We start from the raw sequence: 16,871 nt of genomic DNA, 5'->3' as shown, positions 1-16,871 counted from the left end.
TGGTTCGCAGCAGCGAATAATACGATTTAGCCGCTGCTTCGGTAAATAGTGCCACTTGGCGAAGCTACTTTTGCTAAACGCGTTAGGTATGTCCCCCAGCTGTAACGGTTTCTCTTAAAAAGAGGAAACCCCGGCTGCTGCAAACAGACCGGGGTTTCAGAAGTGTGAGGGTTTTAGTGCAACCCTTTACTTCAGTCGAAACATGAGAAAGGACAGCGCGCATTCGGAGTTTAAATTAACATTTAAGCTCCGAATACCCTCCGAGCTAACTAAGTGGCTCGTGGGGCTTCTAATGAGTGGCGGTGCCATAACGGCCGCCGTTCATTGGATTAGTTAGGGTAAGGGGCTGGGTCGCAAGGCTCAGTCCCTTATTTGTTACAACTAGATTTGTAACAAATGTACGTAATCTTCTAAACTTTCGGATGATTGAATGGCTAGCTTGCAAAAGTAGTTATTGGCTAGCTGCTTGATAGTAAGAGTATTGTAGGGGACCGCCTGTTATTAGTTTACTAGTAGCACATGGGTCAATTTTCTAAATGTTTGGAAAATTAGCCCACCCATCCCCAATTACCCCAGCGCCTCGTACCCCTCATCCACCAGCAGCCCCCGGCCCAGCGCGCTTTGCACGGCCAGCACGTCGCAGCGCTCGTTTTCGGGGTGGCCGGCGTGGCCTTTCACCCATTTGAAGGACACTTTACGGTCCTGGTACACGCGCAAAAACCGCCGCCACAGGTCCTCGTTGGCTTTTTTGCCGAAGTCGGGCTTCTGCACCCAGCCGAAGACCCAGCGCTTTTCCACGGCATCGACCACGTACTTGGAATCGGTGACGACGAGCACCGGGATTTCGGGGCGCGTCACGGCTTCCAGGCCCACAATCACGGCCAGCAGCTCCATGCGGTTGTTGGTGGTGCGGCGGAAACCCTGGCTGATTTCCTTTTCGTGGGGGCCGTAGCGTAGGATGGTGCCGTAGCCGCCGGGGCCGGGGTTACCGCGGCTCGACCCATCGGTAAACAGCGTTATCATACCCGGATACTCTCAAAAAAACGCACCAGCGCCTCAAAAGCGGCATCCGGCACGGCTGGGAAATTGGCGATGCGCAGGCTCGTGGCCTTGTGGTCGCCGTAGCCCGAGCCCAGCTGCAGGCCGGCCTCGTCGCGGGCGCGGCGCTTCACTTCCTCAATAACCGCCGCCGGCCCTTGCAGGCCAATAACGGTAGTCGAGCGCGCCTCCGGGTTTTCGATGAGCGGGCGCAAGCCCAGCGGCTGCACCTGCTCGAAGTAATCGTAGAGCTTCTGGGCGCGCTCGGTGAGGTGCGGGGCCACGACTTTGATGGGCTCGCGGGCTTGCAGCACCCGGCTCAACAGGTAGATGCCCAGCACATTGGGGGTGTGGGTGGTCTGGTAGTTGAGCATCTGCTTCACCATCGCATTCAGACTGTTGTAGTGGGCGTTGTCGCCTACCTCGCGGGCGCGGGCCACGGCGCGCGGCGATAGCACCATGATTCCCAGGCCCGCTGGCAGGCCCAGGCACTTCTGCACCGAGCCGTACCACACGTCGGCCTTGATAAACTTGAGCGCTACCCCCCCCAGCGACGAGGTAGCATCGACGGCCAGCAGCGCCGGTCCCAGGCGGTTGAAGATATTGAGAATGAAGCTGTCGCGCAGCTGGGTGGCGGTGCTCGTCTCGTTCTGCGTGAGGCACACCAGGTCGGTTTCGTCGGGGCTGAAGGGCAGGGTAGCGGGGTCGGGCACGTCGTTGATATCGAAGCGCAGGCCGGTGCAGCCGGGCCGCAGGGCGCGGGCGTAATCAAACCACTTCTGCCCAAACGAGCCGTTGTAGAGGTGAAACGAGCGGCGCGGCGTTAGGCTCTGGGTCAGGATTTCCCAGCACTCGGTAGCCGACGAAGTGAACAGGATGGTATAGTCCTGCGGGATGTTAAGCTTGAGGCGGGCCTGCTCCAGGCACTGGCGCACCAGGGCCGTGAAGCGCTCGGAGCGGTGCGGTGCCGACAGCCAGCCTTCCTCAAAAGCGTCGGCCAGATACTGGCGTACTTCGGGGTACACGGCCGAAGGGCCCGGATTAAACGTGTAAGTCGGAAGGTTTGCCATAGGCCGGCAAAGGTATTATCAAGGAGCAATGAGCAGTGAACATAATGTCGCTCTACCAGGAGAACGACATTATGCGCACTACCCACTACTCATTGCTCAATCGCCAGCCGGAGGTAGCTGGGGCCCGCGCCGCCATCCCAGGCCAGCACGTAGAGGCCAGCGGGTATCCCGGCCAGCGGCAGGTCGAAGGCGGCCCGGCCGGCCGGCCCGCTGGTGCGCAGCAGGCAGCGGCCGGTGGCATCGAGCAGGCGCACCTGGGCCGTGGCCCCGGCGGCGAGCGGGCCGCTCAGGTGCACGAGGCCGGCGGCGGGGTTGGGGTAGGCGGCCAAGGTTAGGGTGGTGGCCGTTACGCTCACCACTGGCGAGTAGGCCAGGTGGCCGTCGAGGTCTACCTGGCGCAGGCGGTAGTAACGGGTGCCGGCCAGCGGGCGCGCGTCGAGGGCGGTGTACTGGCGGGGGGTAGGGCTGCTGCCGGCGGCGGCTACCCGCGTCAGCTCGGGCCAGGCCCCGCTGGCCGGGTCGTCCTGGCTTTCAACCACGAAGGCCTGGCTGCCCGTTTCGGTGGCCGTGGTCCAGGCCAGGCGAGTGCCCTCGCCGGCCACGTAGCGGGCCGTGAAGGCCGTGAGCACCACCGGCAACGGCCGGGAGCTGGTGCAGCCCGTGGGGCTGGTATTAGCCACGAAAGCATCTGCGTTGCCACACAAGTCAGCTGCCGGGCGGCTAGTGCTGTAGTCAATGACCTCCTTGGCCCCGGCAACATCCGTATCGGCATCGGGCGTGCGCCGCATCTGGCCGTTGGCAATGGAAAAATTCATGACGCTGGTAGGCGAGATGACGTGCTGAAGCTCCTCGCCGTGGCCCAGCTCGTGCAAGGCCACACTCTGGAAGTCGTACTGCGCGCTGGTGGGCGCGCCGGGGCCAAAGTTCCAGTTGGTGCCCGAGTCGAAGGTGTAGTCCGTCTCCACCAGCACCCAGTTAGTCGTGTTGTCGGCCGAGCTGCCGCAGCCAGCGTAGGTAAGGTGCGTGAGGCCCAGCACCCCCATCGGCAGCTCAGTGCCCACGTCGAAGCGCACCGCGTTGATTTGGTCATAAGCAACTTTATCCACCGGCGTATCCGTCCCCAGCGAGCGGTTCATGCCCGCGGCGCAGGCCCAGCTGCCCAAGGCCAGCTCGAAGGGAGCCCGCGCCGCGGCCGGAAAGCTGGGCGAGTATTGCAGTGTGTAGCCCCCATTATTATCCAAGCCGCCCAAGGCTCCGCGGTAGTTCTGGTCGGTACCGTTCTGGTAAGTGATGTTGTTGAGGGCGTAGGTTATGGTAAGGGGGGTAGGGCTGGTAGCCTGCGCCCCGCCGCTGGCCACCACAAAGTTGCCCGTACCCGCCGTATTACCCTGCGTGCCATTAATAGCGGTGCTCACCTGGCCCGACGATGACACCCGCACCTGAATCTGGGTGTCGGTCCAGCTGAGGTATTCGCTGGCCAGCGGCTGGGTATAAGTAGGGTTGGCGTCGGGGCCGGGGCTGTCGGCGTTGCGAAACTGCACGTAGCCATTGCCCTGGCTGCTGCCAAAGCCCGTACCATTGATAGTCAGCACCGCCTCGGTGCCCGCCGTGAGGGTAGCGGGCGTAAAGCTGCTGATGCTGACGGGAGCCTGCACGGCGGCCAGCCGCGCGCCCAGGCGCTGGCGGGCGGCGGCCAGGGCCGTATTGGGCTGCACCTGCTGGTAAGCTGCGCCGCTGGCGGCGGCCACCGCCCCATACAGGGCCTGCTCTACGCTGGGGTAGCGCCCAAACGGCTCGGTGGCCGCCAGCGTGGCCAGGTCGTACTGAATAAAGCCCTGCGGCCCGGCGTAGAGCCGGCGCTCGCCGGGCGCGGTGGGGTCGGGCTCCAGAAAGAACAAGCCCTGCGCGCCCACCGGCAGCACCGCCCCGCCCAGCACTACTTCCCGCCGCTGGCCTAGCGTGCCGCCCGGCGTGCACACGCTCAGCGGCCCGGCCGGCAGCTCCCCTTTGAACACCTTGAATACTTCCAGCTGCTGGCGCGTGGCCAGCCCGTGGGTGCCAGCCGCTTGCGCCACCTGCTGGCTCGTCACGCGGGCCTCCACTATCAACGGGGCCTCTTGCACCCGCTGGGCCAGCGCCACGGGTACCAGCGAACACGCCGACTGCCCCCAGGCGCAGGCCGGCATTAGCCAGGCTGCTGCCATCAAACATCTTAAATACCGGATACTAAAAGAACAAAGCTTAGGAATTAAAAAAGTCATAAATTATTGCTAATAACAGGGAGTTTATTACCGCAATAATACAAAATGATTCCCAAACCGCAAGCTCTCCACTCATTGGCCTACCCCCTTTTTTAGCGCTTAAACCCCACCGGCCGGGGCCGCTGATGCAGCAGGTAGTGCAGGGCCAGCCGGTAGCTTTCCAGCCCAAAGCCCGCGATGCTGCCCACGCAGTGCTTGCCGATGAAGCTGCGGTGGCGAAAGGTTTCGCGCCCCGCCAGGTTGCTCAAATGCACCTCAATAACGGGCAGGCCCGCGCCGGCCACGGCGGCCACGGCATCACCCAGCGCCACGCTGGTGTGGGTGTAGCCGCCCGCGTTCAGCACCACGGCCTGGCTGGCGGCCGGGCTGCCGGCCGGGCCCCAGCCGGCGGCCGCGTGCAGGCGGTCGAGCAGCTCGCCCTCGTGGTTGCTCTGAAAGGCGCTGAGCAGCAAGTCGGGAAAATCGGCCTGCAGCTCGGGCAGGAAGCTATCAAACGAGCGCGTGCCGTAGATGTGCGGCTCGCGGCGGCCCAGCAGGTTGAGGTTGGGGCCGTTGAGAAGTAGAATGTTCACGGGAAGAAAAAGGAATGAGTTTTCAGCAAAGAACGTCATGCTGACCGCAGGGAAGCATCGCTGTCGCATCGTTAGAACGGCGCGGCTGAAGCGGCCAAGATGCTTCTCTGCGGTCAGCATGACGTTCTTTGTTATCCTCCGTGTCCTCTTTTTCTTCCTACCCCCTTGACCTGGCCGCAAGCTAGTAAACAATTCGACGGCTACCTGCGCCTCGAAAAGTCGCTCTCGCCCCACTCGGTGGAGGCCTACGGGCGCGATGTGCGCAAGCTGTACCAGTGGCTGGCGCTGGAAAAGCTGCCAGCCGGGCCGCTGCAAGTGACTACCCGGCTGCTGCGCGATTTTTTGGCCGCGCTCGCCGGGCTGGGCCTTTCCAGCACCTCGCAGGCGCGCACGCTCTCGGGCATCAAGGCTTTTTATGAGTTTTTACTCATGGAAGACCTGCTCAAAATCGACCCCACCGACACGCTGGAGTCGCCCAAGGCCGGCCGCCACCTGCCCGATACGCTCTCTTACCCCGACGTGGAGGCCCTGCTGGCGGCCGTGGACCTGAGCACCGCCGAGGGCCTGCGCAGCCGCGCGGTGCTGGAAGTGCTGTATTCTTCCGGTCTGCGAGTAAGTGAGTTATGCGATTTAAAATTGTCCAACCTCTACTTCGAGCAGGGCTTTGTGCGGGTGCTGGGCAAGGGCAACAAGGAGCGGCTGGTGCCCATCGGGGGCGAGGCCGTGAAGCACCTGCATTTCTACCTGGGCGGCGTGCGTCAGCACCTGACGGTGCAGCCGGGGGCCGAGGACACCGTATTTCTGAGTATGCGCGGCCGGCCCCTGTCGCGCATCACGGTCTTCACGGCCATTAAAAAGCTGGCCGAGCTGGCCGGCCTGCGCCAGACTATTAGTCCGCACACGCTGCGGCACTCCTTCGCTACCCACCTGCTCGAAGGCGGGGCCGACCTGCGGGCGGTGCAGGAAATGCTAGGCCACGTCTCCATCACGACCACCGAAATCTATACCCACCTCGACCGCGACTACTTGCGCCAGGTCATCACCGAGTTTCATCCGCGGAGTTGAGTACCGGGCTTCTGGTTTCTGGTTGAATGGCTGGAAGCGCCGCTTGCTTCCGCGCCCTCTGCGAGCTAAAAACGCCTGAATTTATAAGTTAACCCTACCCAGCTGCCGAAAAAGCGGAGTCAGTTGGGGTCGAACCCCACCCAGCTTCCTAAAAAGAGGAGTCAGGTGCCTGAAAAGTGAAGCTGGCTCCGCTTTTTGGGCACTCAGGTAGGGTCCGACCCCACTTCGCTCCTCTTTTTCGGGAGTTAACTCCACTTTTTGGGCACTCAACTGAGGTCCGACCCCACCTGACTCCCCTTTTTGGGCAGCTGGCTACCTGTGGGCCCGCCATCCCATGCAGCGGCTCCCGACCTTTGCCGGATGCGAGCAGCGGCAACTTCCCAAGCACCAACCCCCAAACTCCAAGCACCCATAGCCCTGGCTTTGCTGGGGCTGGCCTTGTTTCTGCTGCCGCTGGTGGCCCTGGGGCCGCGCACGTTCATCCTGCTGCACGACAACCTCGACTCGGAGGTGGTGTGGCTCTACCTGCTGGCCAAGCTGCACCTGGCGCTGGCCAGCGGCCCCGGCGCGGTAGTGCAGCCCATTATGGACGGCCTGCCGCGCGACGCGCTACGCTCGGGCCTGAGCGTGACGGTCCTCATTTTCAATATGCTGCCCAATTCGCCGCTGGCCGCTTACCTCGTGCACGAAGCCCTGGTGCGGGTGGTGGCCCTGCTGAGCATGTACGGGCTGCTGCGGAGCTACGGCCTGCCGCGGCCCGCGCAGCGCGGGCTGGCGGCGTCCGTGGCGCTGCTCTGGGCCATGCTACCGATGTACAGCGTGTTTGGACTGAGCGTGCTGGGGCAGCCGATGCTGCTGTGGGCGGCGCTGCGGCTGCGGCAGGGGCCGGGCTCGTGGGCGGCGTGGGCGGTGTGCGCGGCGTTTCCGGGATGGTCGGCGCTGGTGCTGGTGGGGCCGTTCATCGCCGTGGCGTGGGTGGCAGGGCTGACGCTGGATGTGGCCCGGCGGGGGCGGGCCGCCTGGCCGGCCACCCGGCGGGGGGTAGGGGGCCTGGCGCTGCTGCTGGCCGGCTACCTGGTAGTCGAGTGGCATATGGTGTACAGTTTACTCATCGCCAAAGAGTTCGTAGCCCACCGCGAGGCCTTCGACCTGGCGCGGCTGCTACCGGGGCAGGGGGTAGGGGCGGGGCTGCGCGAGGCGGCGCGGCTGTTTTGGCTGGGGCACTACCACGCCAGTCCGTTTTTTAAGGGCGGCCTGGTGCTGGCGGCGGGGGTAGGGCTGGCGCGAGTGGCGGGGCCGGCGCGGGGCCGGCTGGCGCGGCAGCTGGGCGCGGGGCTGGCGGTGGTGGCGGCGCTGAGCTTGCTGGGGGCGCTGCTGCCGCTGCTCTCGGCGCGCTTGCAGGGACGGCTGCCGCTGCTGCACGCCTTCACGCTCAGCCGGTTCTACTTTTTACTGGCGCTGCCTTGGGTGCTGATGCTGGCCTTGGTGCTGCGGCAGCTGCCGGCCGGCCGGCTCGCCTATGGGCTGGTGGCGCTGCAAGTGCCCTTCGTGCTGGCCGCCAACCTGGAGTTTACCAACAATGCCCTGGCCCTGCTGGGCCGGCCCCGGCCCGATGCCCCCGGCTACGCGGCCTACGTGGCCCCCGGCCTGCTGGGGCAGGTGCGCAGTTTTATTATTCGCCGCACCGGGCAGCTGCCGCCCGCCTACCGGGTGGCCTGCCTGGGTTTGCCACCCGCCGTGGCGCAGCTCAACGGCTTCTACACCCTCGACTCGTACCAGACCATCTACCCCCTGGCCTATAAGCAAGCCTTCCGGCCCCTTATCGCCGGCGAGCTGGCCAAGAGCCCCGCTCTGGCCGCCTACTTCGATGCCTGGGGCAACCGCTGCTACCTATTTTCGGCCGAGCTGGGGCGCGATTTTATGGTGGGCAAGCGGCCGGCTCGGCCGGTGCAGCACTGGGCTTTCGGGGCGGCGGCCTTCCGGCGGCTGGGCGGGCGCTACGTGCTGTCGGCCGTGCGCCTAGCCGACCCCGCCGCGAGCGGCCTGCGCCTACTAGGCGTGTTTGACGACTCGCAAGCCTATTGGCGACTGCACCTGTATGAGGCGGTGCCGGGGGGGTAGGGAAGCGCTGCTTTAGAAAAAAGACGACCAGCTGGCAGCCCCCGGCCAACGTCCCAAAACCCCCGCCGCTGGCGTAGATTTGACTTTTCCGTTTGCCCGCGCATGGCTGCTAATAATTTCCGAAACCCACCGGGTGGCCCAGCCGCCACCAACCGCCCGGCCCCCGCCCCGGCCGACAACGGCCCCGTGCGCCCGGCGCGCGGCAACACGCCGCGCCCGGTGCCCGGCGCCGCGCCCGCCGCCCCGCCTACCCCCGCCGCCAAAGCTCCGCCCGGCCGTAACCGCCCGCCTGCCGCCCCCGCCAAGGCCGCCGCCCCGCGCGGCCCGCGCCGGCCGCTGCCCGGCCTGCACCAGCTGGGTGCGCTGCTGCGCGACCGCCGCTTTCACCTGCTCATCGGCTTCGGGCTGCTGCTCGGCTCGCTGTACCTGACGATTGCCTTCACCTCGTTTTTGCTCAGCGGGCGCGCCGACCAGAGCGTGGTGGCCGCCCTGGGCACCGTGCCGGTGAAAGAGGCCGGCCAGGAAACCGGCAACTGGCTAGGCTTGCTCGGAGCCTGGCTCGCCGAAAAGCTTATCTACCGGGGCTTCGGGCTGGCGTCGTACGCGCTCATTCCGATGGTCTTTTTTCTGGGCTATAAAATCGTGTTTCGGCGGGCGGCCGGCTCGGTGAGCTACTGGCTGGCGCTGGGCCTGTTTAGTATGCTGTGGGTGAGTACCCTGTTGGGCTACGTGGTGGTGCAGCAGGCGCAGCCCGGCCCCGACCCGACCCCCACCCAGGCGCACCGCCTCGACTGGCTCAGCGGCGGCGCGGGCTATGAGTTGGCGCTGTGGCTCGATTCGCTTATTGGCTGGGGCACGGTGCTGCTGCTGGCCTTCGGGCTCATCATGTTCGTGGTCTTCTTCTTCAATGTAACGAGCCTGAACCTCCACCTGGGCGGCACCGACGAGGATGACGACGAGGAGCTGGCCGAAGCTGCCGCCCCGATTGCTACCCACCGCCCCACTCCGGCCAAAGCCGCCGCGCCTACCCCCCCCCGCGAGCCCGAACCCGAATTTGAGCCCGCTCCGCAGCTAAATTCCAACCTCAGCCCACGCCCCAAATCCCAGGCCCTCAGCACCTCTTTCGAACTAACGAACGCCGACGAGCGGCCTCTTGAAATGGAGCCCGCCCCGCCGCCAGCCGCCGCGCCCGCGCCTACCGCGCCCCCAGTTAGCGGCCCCGCCTTTTCCTTCGAGCTGCCCGCCGCCGAGCCCGAAATGGCCATCGCGCCCGCCGTGGCCGCCAGCATCCCTACCCCCCTCTCGCTGGCCGACCTCGCCGACGGCTCCCTACCTCCAGCATCAAGCACTAAGCACCAGGCTTTAGGTACCAACCTGGAAATAACGGTGCCCAGCCGCGCCGACCTGGACCCCAACGCGGGGGCCGACATTGCGGCCGTGGCCGACGAGGACGCGGACGCGGACCAGATGCCAGATGTGAACTACGACCCCACCCTGGACTTGTCGCGCTACCAGTTTCCGACCCTGGACCTGCTCAACGACTATGGTGTGGCCAAGGCGCAGGTCACCAAGGAAGAGCTGGAGGCTAATAAAGACCGCATCGTGGAGACGCTGGGCCACTACGGCATCACCATTGCCAGCATCAAGGCCACCATCGGGCCCACGGTCACGCTCTACGAAATCGTGCCCGAGGCCGGGGTGCGCATCTCCAAAATCAAGAGTTTGGAGGATGACATTGCCCTGAGTCTGGCCGCGTTGGGCATTCGAATCATTGCCCCCATTCCGGGCAAGGGCACCATCGGCATCGAGGTGCCCAACGCCAAGAAGGAGATGGTCAGCATTCGCTCGGTGCTGGGCAGCGAGAAGTTTGCCCGCACCGAGATGGACCTGCCCATCGCCTTTGGGCGCACGATTACCAACGAGGTATTCGTGGCCGATTTGGCCAAGATGCCCCACCTGCTGATGGCGGGGGCCACGGGTCAGGGCAAGTCGGTGGGGCTGAACGTGATACTGGCCTCTTTGCTCTACAAGCGCCACCCGTCCCAATTGAAGTTCGTGCTGGTAGACCCCAAGAAGGTGGAGCTGAGCATCTTCAACAAGATTGAGCGGCACTTTCTGGCCAAGCTGCCCGATGTGGAGGAGCCCATCATCACCGACACCAAGAAGGTGGTGCACACCCTGAACTCGCTGTGCATGGAGATGGACCGGCGCTACGACTTGCTCAAGGAAGCGGGCTGCCGCAACCTGAAGGAGTACAACCTCAAGTTTGTGGAGCGGCGGCTGAACCCCAAGAAAGGCCACCGTTTCCTACCCTTCATCGTGCTCGTGATTGACGAGCTGGCCGACCTGATGATGACGGCCGGTAAGGAAGTGGAAACGCCCATTGCGCGCCTGGCGCAGCTGGCCCGCGCCATCGGCATTCACCTCATCGTGGCTACCCAGCGCCCGAGCGTGAACGTGATTACGGGCATCATCAAGGCCAACTTCCCATGTCGAATATCTTTCAAAGTGACTAGTAAGATTGACTCGCGCACCATCCTCGACACCGGCGGCGCGGACCAGCTCATCGGCCAGGGCGACATGCTGTTTTCGGCCGGCTCGGACCTGATTCGGGTGCAGTGCGCCTTCATCGACACGCCCGAGGTGGACCGCCTTTGCGACTACATCGGCGAGCAGCAGGGCTACCCCGACGCCTACCTGCTGCCCGAAGTAGCCGGGGCCGAGGGCGACGAAGGTTCCGGCCAGGAGCTGGACGATGGCGAGCGCGATACCATGTTTGCCGAGGCCGCTCGTTGCATTGTGCTGCACCAGCAGGGCTCCACGTCGCTCATCCAACGCAAGCTCAAGCTGGGCTACAACCGCTCGGGCCGCCTCATGGACCAGCTCCAGCAGGCTGGCATCGTGGGACCGTTTGAAGGGAGCAAGGCACGGGCCGTGCTTATTCCAGATGAATATCAGTTGGAGCAGTTGCTGAACACGCTGGCGAAATAGGGGGGTAGGGGTCGGCGCGCCGTTTGTCATGGCGAGCGAAGCGCGGTAATTTTTCTTAATCGTTGGGGTAATGAACCTGATATGCAGGAAAGATTGCCGCGCCTTGCTCGCCATGACAACGATTTTTGCATCCCAAATAATTACCAATCAATCCTGGATAATTGACTTTGGCCGACCTTTTGCACACGTTCGCCGTATCAAGCCCGCCCGGCTCCAAACCGCCGGGCCTTTTTCCGCAACCGTTATGACCAAGCAAGTTTCCCTGTTGGCGCTGGCCGTTACCCTGGCCCTGCCCGCCGCCGCGCAGCAAGACCCCCAAGCCGGCAAAATACTCGATGCCGTAAGCGCTAAGTACACCAGCCTCAAGTCGTTTCAGGCCGCATTTACCCAAACTCTGGAAAACCCCGCCGCTAAGCTCAAGCAGAACCTGAGCGGCGAAGTGACCGTGAGCGGCGATAAGTATCACCTCGCTACCTCAGGCCAGGAAATCACTAACGACGGCAAAACCACCTGGACCTACCTCAAGAACGAGAACGAGGTCAACATTACCGAGTCTGACCCCACGAACCAGGACATGTCGCCGGCCCAGATGTATAATATGTACAAGAAGGGCTATAAGTACCAGCTGCTCAAGCCGGTAAAGGATGGTGGCGTCACCTACGACCAGATTGAGTTGACGCCGGAAGACCGGAAGAACGACGTATTCAAGGTGGATTTGTTGATAAACCCAGCCGATAAATCTATTAAAAGCGTGAAGACTTTCAAGAAGAATGGTACCCGCACCACCTTCACTCTCAAGAACTTCAAGCCCAACGTGCCGGTAACGGCCACCTCGTTTGCATTCGATAAAAATGCGCACAAGGGCGTGAAAGTGGTGGACTTGCGGTAGGGGTTTGTTTTTCGTTGCTTTAACCAGCGAATTGCTTAAAAGGCCCGCTTCTGAGGAAGCGGGCCTTTTTGTGCGTGTAGCTAGCTATTCTCCGAAAAACGAAAAACAAATAACGAAAAACGAAACCTACTTTTGCCGCTATGCGCGAAGATTTCCTCCATTACGTCTGGCAGCATCAATACTTCGATAAAACCGACCTGCGCACCACGGCCGGCGAGGAAATCCAGGTCTTGCGCCCCGGCCAGCGCAACGCTGATGCCGGCCCCGACTTCCTCAACGCTCGCTTGCGTCTGGGCGAAGTGGAGTGGAATGGCGCGGTCGAAATCCATCTGCGCGCTTCCGATTGGCAACGGCATCATCACCAGGTAGATAAGAAATATGACCAGGTGGTATTGCATGTAGTGCACACCGCTGATGCCGACGTGTGCCGCACCAATGGCAGCCTAATTTCGGCGCTGGCGCTGGCCCCACGCCTGGCCCCCGACCTGCTGGCTCGCTACGAGGCGCTGGTGGCCGCCCCGCCCGCCGCCCCGCTGCCCTGCGCCCCGCTGCTACCCCAGGTGTCGCAGCTGGTGCGCATCCTGATGACCGAGCGCGCCCTGCTGGAACGGGTGGAGCGCAAGGCCGATACGATTGCCGAGCTGCACGCAAATTTGGGTGACGACTGGGAGGCTACCGCCTACCACGCATTGATGGCGGCTTTCGGCTTCCAGAAAAATAGCGAGCCGCTGGCCCGCCTGGCCAAAGCCGTGCCGCTGGCCGTGCTGCGCCGCCATCGCCACGATGTGCGCCAGCTGGAGGCGCTGCTGTTCGGGCAGGCCGGTTTTTTGGTGGAAAACGAGGAAACGGCGCAGGATGACTACATCCGCGACCGGCGGCAGGAGCACGAGTTTTTGCGCCACAAGTACGGCCTGGGCGAGGCTGCGCTAGCCGCCCACGAGTGGAATTATTTGCGGCTGCGGCCCGCCAACTTTCCGGCCGTGCGGCTGGGGCAGCTGGTGGGGCTGCTGCACCGCCGCCCGGCCCTGTTCGATGCCCTGCTCACGGCCCAAAGCGTAGCGGCGCTCACCGAGTTTTTTGCGGGCGCGCCGGCCCCCGACTACTGGCGGGCGCACTTCCGGCCCGGCCGGGGGGGTAGGGTGCCCAGTCTTGGTAAGAGCAGCATCGACCTGCTCATTACCAACGTGGTAGTGCCGCTGCGCGTGGCCTATGCCCGCCACACCGGCCAGCCCGCGCTGGTCGAAAGCAGTATTTCCCTGCTCACTGAGCTGCCCGCCGAGCATAATCAATACACCGACCTCTACCAGGACCTAGGCTTCGAGCACCGCACGGCCGCCGATTCGCAGGGGCTGCTGGCCCTGCACAAAGGCTACTGCCAGCCGCGCCGGTGCCTGCACTGCGCCATCGGGGCGCGGCTGGTGGGCGGGGGTAGTGAAACGCGCCTGCGCCTAAATCGATGAAATTAGCTATTGCTCTGCTAATCAATCTGCTGCTAGGGGTAGGCTTGGTGTGGTGGCTGCGACGCGAGCGGCGCCAGGCCCCGCTCAACCTGCGGCGCTGGCTGCTGCCGGCGCTGGCCGGGCGGCTGCTGCTCACCGCCGCCGTGTGGCGCTGGCCCAGCCCCGACGGGCAGTTTATACAGGAGTGGAGCCGGGGCCTCACCGCCGAGCTGGCGCAACACCCGGCGCTGGCCGGGGCGCTGCTAAATGGGAGCGAGGTGCACTTGAATGGCTATAATTTCCCATTTTATTCATTGTCCAATACCTTATTCTGCCTCAAAATCCTAGCATTGCTCAACTTCGCCTCGCTGGGAAGCGAGTGGTTGAATGCGCTATATATCAGCTTGTTTTGCTTCGTTGGCTGCTGGCTGCTGGCGCGCAATTGGCAGCGAGCGCTACCTGCCACGCCGCCCGCCGCGCTGGTACTGGCGCTACTGCTGTGGCCCTCGGTGGTGTGGTGGACGGCCGGCATCACCAAAGAAGCCCTGCTGCTGGGTAGCGAAACCGCCCTCTTGGCCTTGGTGCTGCCAGCACTCTACGGCCCGCTGCCGACCGTGCCGGCCGGCTGGCCGCGCCGGGTATCCAAACTATTGCTGGTCATGTTGTTGAGCTGGGTTTCTTTTAGAATACGCTACTTTTTCGCGGCCCCGCTGCTGGGCGGGCTACTGGCGCTGGCGGCCGGGCGCTGGGCCGGGTGCCGCGGCTGGCTGGGCAGCGGCTGGCGGCCGCAGGTCGGGGCGCTGCTGGCCGTGCTGGCTCTGGAGGCCGGGGCGGCAGTCGTGTGGGGCGGGCGGCACTTCGAGCTATCATACTTCAGCGAGGAAACTAATAAGAACTACCAGTTTGAATTGCGGCAATCGCGGGACCAGCCCCACCTGGAATACGCCGATTGGGACCCGAGCCCCGCCGGCCTGCTCCGGCACGCGCCGCAGGCGGCCCTGCAAACCCTGGCGCGGCCCTGGCTGGGTGAGTCGCCGCGGCTTTCTTACCTGGTCGCCGGCCTCGAAAACGCCCTGCTGCTGATGTTATTAGGGCTGGCGCTGGTAGCCGCCGTTCGGGGGGGTAGGAGCAGCCGCCAGCCCGTGGCTCTGGTTGTCTTCCTGCTGCTTTACTGCCTGCTGCTGGCCGCCTTCATCGGCCTGAATACGCCCAACCTGGGCACCCTGCACCGCTACCGCACCGCCCTGCTGCCGTGGTTACTGCTGCTGGCGCTGCCCGCCGCGCTCGCCCGGCCCGCCGCCCCCGTGCCGCTGGTTTAGCGGCCTGCCCGCACAAAAAAACGCCGGGCCATTGGCCCGGCGTTTTACGTTGTTTACGTTGCTTATTTGGCGACGTTAGTTGCGCGCCTGCAACGCTTTATCGCGCTGTACTTCGCGCTGGTCGCGGGCTTTTTCGAGGCGCTCGTGCGCCAGCTCCCGCTTGTCCATCGTTATTTCCTGGCGGTCGGAGTGGGCATCCTGCTTCTCGGTGTGCTGAGTTTTCTCGTTCATGGCCAGCTTCTTATCAGTAGCTGCGAGCTTGGTCTTGTCGGCCGTTAGCTTGGCCTCGTGCTTTTGGGCAGCCAGCTCATCATGTTGCAGCCGGTTTTTGTCGGCGGTGTGCTCCTTGGTATCGCGGGCCAGCAGGGTACGGTCCTGGTCGCGCACGCTCAGGTCGTGGGTCAACTTGTCCTTGGCGCTGGCCAGGGTCGTGCGGGCCTCCTGCAAGGCGTGCTCGTCGGCGTTGGTCTGGGTAGCCGATGCGCCGTCGGCCTTATCGGCCGTTACTTTGGCGGCATCGCCCTGTACGTCGGCGCGGTCGTTGCGCACCGTGCCGCGCTCCGTGTTGGCCGCCAGGTTATCCGCCTTCAACAGCGTGTGGTCGGTTTTTTGGTTGGCCCGGTCAAGCTTGAGCGCCGTGCGGTCGAGGCGGATATCCTTATGCTCCTTGCTGAGGTCCTGGCGCTGCGTAGCAATGGCTTTTTCCAGCATGGCCACCCGCTTTTCTTCGGCCTTGATGGTGGCTCGGTCGGCCGCGATGCTGGCATCGTCTTTCGTCAGGTCCGTTTTGGCCTTCGCAATGTCGGCCTCCAGCTTGGCAATCTCCTGCTTGGCGGCTTGCAAGGTCTGCTCATCCTGCGGCAGGTTTTGGGCATTGGCGGCTATGCCGCCCAGGCAGATAACCGCTGCCAAAAATACTTTTTTCATGAGAGTAAATTGAAAAGAAAGGGATGGGAAAGTAGCTGATTGGCTGCTCGTTAAGCAACCAGACTCCGCGCCGCGCACCGGTTCGCTGCCGAAGTATTCCTAAGAGCGCTATCCGGATTGGAGGTTTAACCCGGTCACGCTTTTTTGTACAATTCACTTTAAAAAGCGTAGCTGGCCGTGAGGCTGATGAAGCTTTTGTTGCTAAAGCCGGCATCGGCCGACTCGTGCGCTAACTGAATAGGAATGATGTAGTTATAAGTAGCGCCCGCCGTAAAATTGCCGATGCGCACCTTCACCGGTAGCGCCAGGTTCCAGCTCATCAGTCCAAAAGAGGTCAGTTCCATATCCACGGGCTGGCCAGCCTTCGCCGGTTTTTTGGCCTTGGTGACCTTGCTGACGGCCTTGCGCGGAAACACCTGGTAGACAATATTATCCGTGCCAATGGTGGCCGACAAGCTGGGGAGAATGAATAATTTATCAATAAAACCGAGGTTTTTCCAGGCCTTGTAGCCCGAGATAGAAGGTAGTAGCCGGTGCCCCGTCTGGCCGTTGCCGAAGAGCAGGGAGTAGGTGGTGCCTAAGCTTATCGGCCCCACATCGTAGCTCAGCAGCACGCTGCCCGCGTTGGTGAGCGTGCCCTGGCCGGCTTCGCTGAACACGTAATGGTCGTAGGAGAAATTATAGAGTAAGTTGTTGCCCAGTAAGTTACCATAGCCCGCCGTCAAGTCAGTCAGCAAATAATGCGGCGTCGAAACGCTGTAGAGGCTGCCCGACACGCCCACGTAGGCTCCGCTGCGATGGTAGTAGTTGAGTGAGGGCGTGGTGGTGCTTTGCCGCAGGCCGTAGTCGCGGCCGGCAAACAGTGTTTGGGGCGAGTAGCTCAGGCGCACGACCAGCTGCGAGGGCAGTACCGTTGGGGGGGTAGGCCGGGCAGCCGCCGAATCGGGCCGGACCGCGCCGGGCCGGAGTAGACTGACCTGGGCCAGGCCTGGCCGCGCCGCCAAGGCCAGCCCAACGGCCAGGCAGCCCACTACTAATTTTTGGCAACCAACGGAGCAGTAAGGCATTAAGCAGGCAATGAGGTGGGGTAGCAACTCGTTTAGAGCCGAACTAGGTGCCCGCGTTTAATGAGCGCCCGGAAAGAAGCTGCCTTTCCGGCCCAAGGGGTGAGCCGGCCCC

General features: G+C 63.4%; 12 protein-coding genes. 6 read left to right on the top strand and 6 right to left on the bottom strand.

The genetic code is table 11. The features are described from left to right. Window positions 1-567: 567 nt before the first annotated feature. The 4 genes from rnhA to LC531_RS08135 all read right to left on the bottom strand — a co-directional run bounded on the left by rnhA (window position 568) and on the right by LC531_RS08135 (window position 4,941). Window positions 568-1,023 carry a ribonuclease HI gene (rnhA, locus tag LC531_RS08150; RefSeq protein ID WP_223649810.1) on the bottom strand — a complete coding sequence of 152 codons (456 nt, stop codon included), beginning with the start codon at window positions 1,021-1,023 and terminating at the stop codon, window positions 568-570. Beyond that, window positions 1,020-2,108, bottom strand: coding sequence for an aminotransferase class V-fold PLP-dependent enzyme (locus tag LC531_RS08145; RefSeq protein ID WP_223649809.1), 1,089 nt, complete (start codon window positions 2,106-2,108; stop codon window positions 1,020-1,022). The genes rnhA and LC531_RS08145 overlap by 4 nt, the downstream gene beginning before the upstream one ends. 89 nt (window positions 2,109-2,197) lie before the next feature. After that, complete coding sequence (locus LC531_RS08140) at window positions 2,198-4,294, bottom strand: matrixin family metalloprotease (RefSeq protein ID WP_223649808.1); 2,097 nt, start codon at window positions 4,292-4,294, stop codon at window positions 2,198-2,200. Between the two features lie 167 nt (window positions 4,295-4,461). Next, a complete protein-coding gene (locus tag LC531_RS08135) occupies window positions 4,462-4,941 on the bottom strand; it encodes a type II 3-dehydroquinate dehydratase (protein ID WP_223649807.1) in 480 nt (159 codons plus the stop codon). Window positions 4,942-5,106: 165 nt separating this feature from the next. Here LC531_RS08135 and xerD point away from each other — a divergent pair, with 165 nt between their 5' ends. From xerD to LC531_RS08105, 6 genes are all read left to right on the top strand, one after another. Then, on the top strand, window positions 5,107-6,006 hold the full coding sequence (gene xerD, locus LC531_RS08130; protein WP_223649806.1) for a site-specific tyrosine recombinase XerD: 900 nt from the start codon (window positions 5,107-5,109) through the stop codon (window positions 6,004-6,006). Window positions 6,007-6,366: 360 nt separating this feature from the next. Further along, window positions 6,367-8,127, top strand: coding sequence for a DUF6044 family protein (locus LC531_RS08125; protein WP_223653886.1), 1,761 nt, complete (start codon window positions 6,367-6,369; stop codon window positions 8,125-8,127). Window positions 8,128-8,229: 102 nt separating this feature from the next. Beyond that, a complete protein-coding gene (locus LC531_RS08120; RefSeq protein WP_223649805.1) occupies window positions 8,230-11,118 on the top strand; it encodes an FtsK/SpoIIIE family DNA translocase in 2,889 nt (962 codons plus the stop codon). A gap of 244 nt (window positions 11,119-11,362) precedes the next feature. Next, the gene (lolA1, locus tag LC531_RS08115; protein ID WP_223649804.1) at window positions 11,363-12,007 is read left to right on the top strand and encodes an outer membrane lipoprotein periplasmic chaperone LolA1; all 645 of its coding nucleotides are present in this window, start codon (window positions 11,363-11,365) and stop codon (window positions 12,005-12,007) included. A 140-nt stretch (window positions 12,008-12,147) separates the two neighbouring features. Next, window positions 12,148-13,467: a DUF2851 family protein gene (locus tag LC531_RS08110; RefSeq protein WP_223649803.1), complete on the top strand. Its 1,320-nt coding sequence runs from the start codon at window positions 12,148-12,150 to the stop codon at window positions 13,465-13,467. Next, window positions 13,464-14,765 (top strand): hypothetical protein, encoded by a 1,302-nt coding sequence (locus LC531_RS08105; RefSeq protein WP_223649802.1) that lies wholly within the window; start codon window positions 13,464-13,466, stop codon window positions 14,763-14,765. The genes LC531_RS08110 and LC531_RS08105 overlap by 4 nt, the downstream gene beginning before the upstream one ends. 75 nt (window positions 14,766-14,840) lie before the next feature. Here LC531_RS08105 and LC531_RS08100 read toward each other — a convergent pair whose 3' ends face one another. Continuing rightward, on the bottom strand, window positions 14,841-15,692 hold the full coding sequence (locus LC531_RS08100) for a coiled-coil domain-containing protein (RefSeq protein ID WP_223649801.1): 852 nt from the start codon (window positions 15,690-15,692) through the stop codon (window positions 14,841-14,843). A 158-nt stretch (window positions 15,693-15,850) separates the two neighbouring features. Beyond that, window positions 15,851-16,759, bottom strand: coding sequence for a hypothetical protein (locus tag LC531_RS08095; RefSeq protein WP_223649800.1), 909 nt, complete (start codon window positions 16,757-16,759; stop codon window positions 15,851-15,853). Between the last annotated feature and the right edge of the window lie 112 nt (window positions 16,760-16,871).

Source organism: Hymenobacter psoromatis (assembly GCF_020012125.1).
Taxonomy (GTDB): domain Bacteria; phylum Bacteroidota; class Bacteroidia; order Cytophagales; family Hymenobacteraceae; genus Hymenobacter; species Hymenobacter psoromatis.
Note: the sequence above shows the minus strand (reverse complement) of the source record. Positions and strands in the feature narration are given on the sequence as shown.

Bases quoted from the DNA above. Each gene is read 5' to 3' on its own strand.
- LC531_RS08140 (WP_223649808.1), bottom strand. From the start codon at position 4,294: ATGCCGGCCTGCGCCTGGGGGCAGTCGGCGTGTTCGCTGGTACCCGTG.
- LC531_RS08125 (WP_223653886.1), top strand. From the start codon at position 6,367: ATGCGAGCAGCGGCAACTTCCCAAGCACCAACCCCCAAACTCCAAGCA.
- LC531_RS08095 (WP_223649800.1), bottom strand. From the start codon at position 16,759: ATGCCTTACTGCTCCGTTGGTTGCCAAAAATTAGTAGTGGGCTGCCTG.
- LC531_RS08105 (WP_223649802.1), top strand. From the start codon at position 13,464: ATGAAATTAGCTATTGCTCTGCTAATCAATCTGCTGCTAGGGGTAGGC.
- LC531_RS08120 (WP_223649805.1), top strand. From the start codon at position 8,230: ATGGCTGCTAATAATTTCCGAAACCCACCGGGTGGCCCAGCCGCCACC.
- LC531_RS08100 (WP_223649801.1), bottom strand. From the start codon at position 15,692: ATGAAAAAAGTATTTTTGGCAGCGGTTATCTGCCTGGGCGGCATAGCC.
- lolA1 (WP_223649804.1), top strand. From the start codon at position 11,363: ATGACCAAGCAAGTTTCCCTGTTGGCGCTGGCCGTTACCCTGGCCCTG.
- LC531_RS08110 (WP_223649803.1), top strand. From the start codon at position 12,148: ATGCGCGAAGATTTCCTCCATTACGTCTGGCAGCATCAATACTTCGAT.
- rnhA (WP_223649810.1), bottom strand. From the start codon at position 1,023: ATGATAACGCTGTTTACCGATGGGTCGAGCCGCGGTAACCCCGGCCCC.
- LC531_RS08145 (WP_223649809.1), bottom strand. From the start codon at position 2,108: ATGGCAAACCTTCCGACTTACACGTTTAATCCGGGCCCTTCGGCCGTG.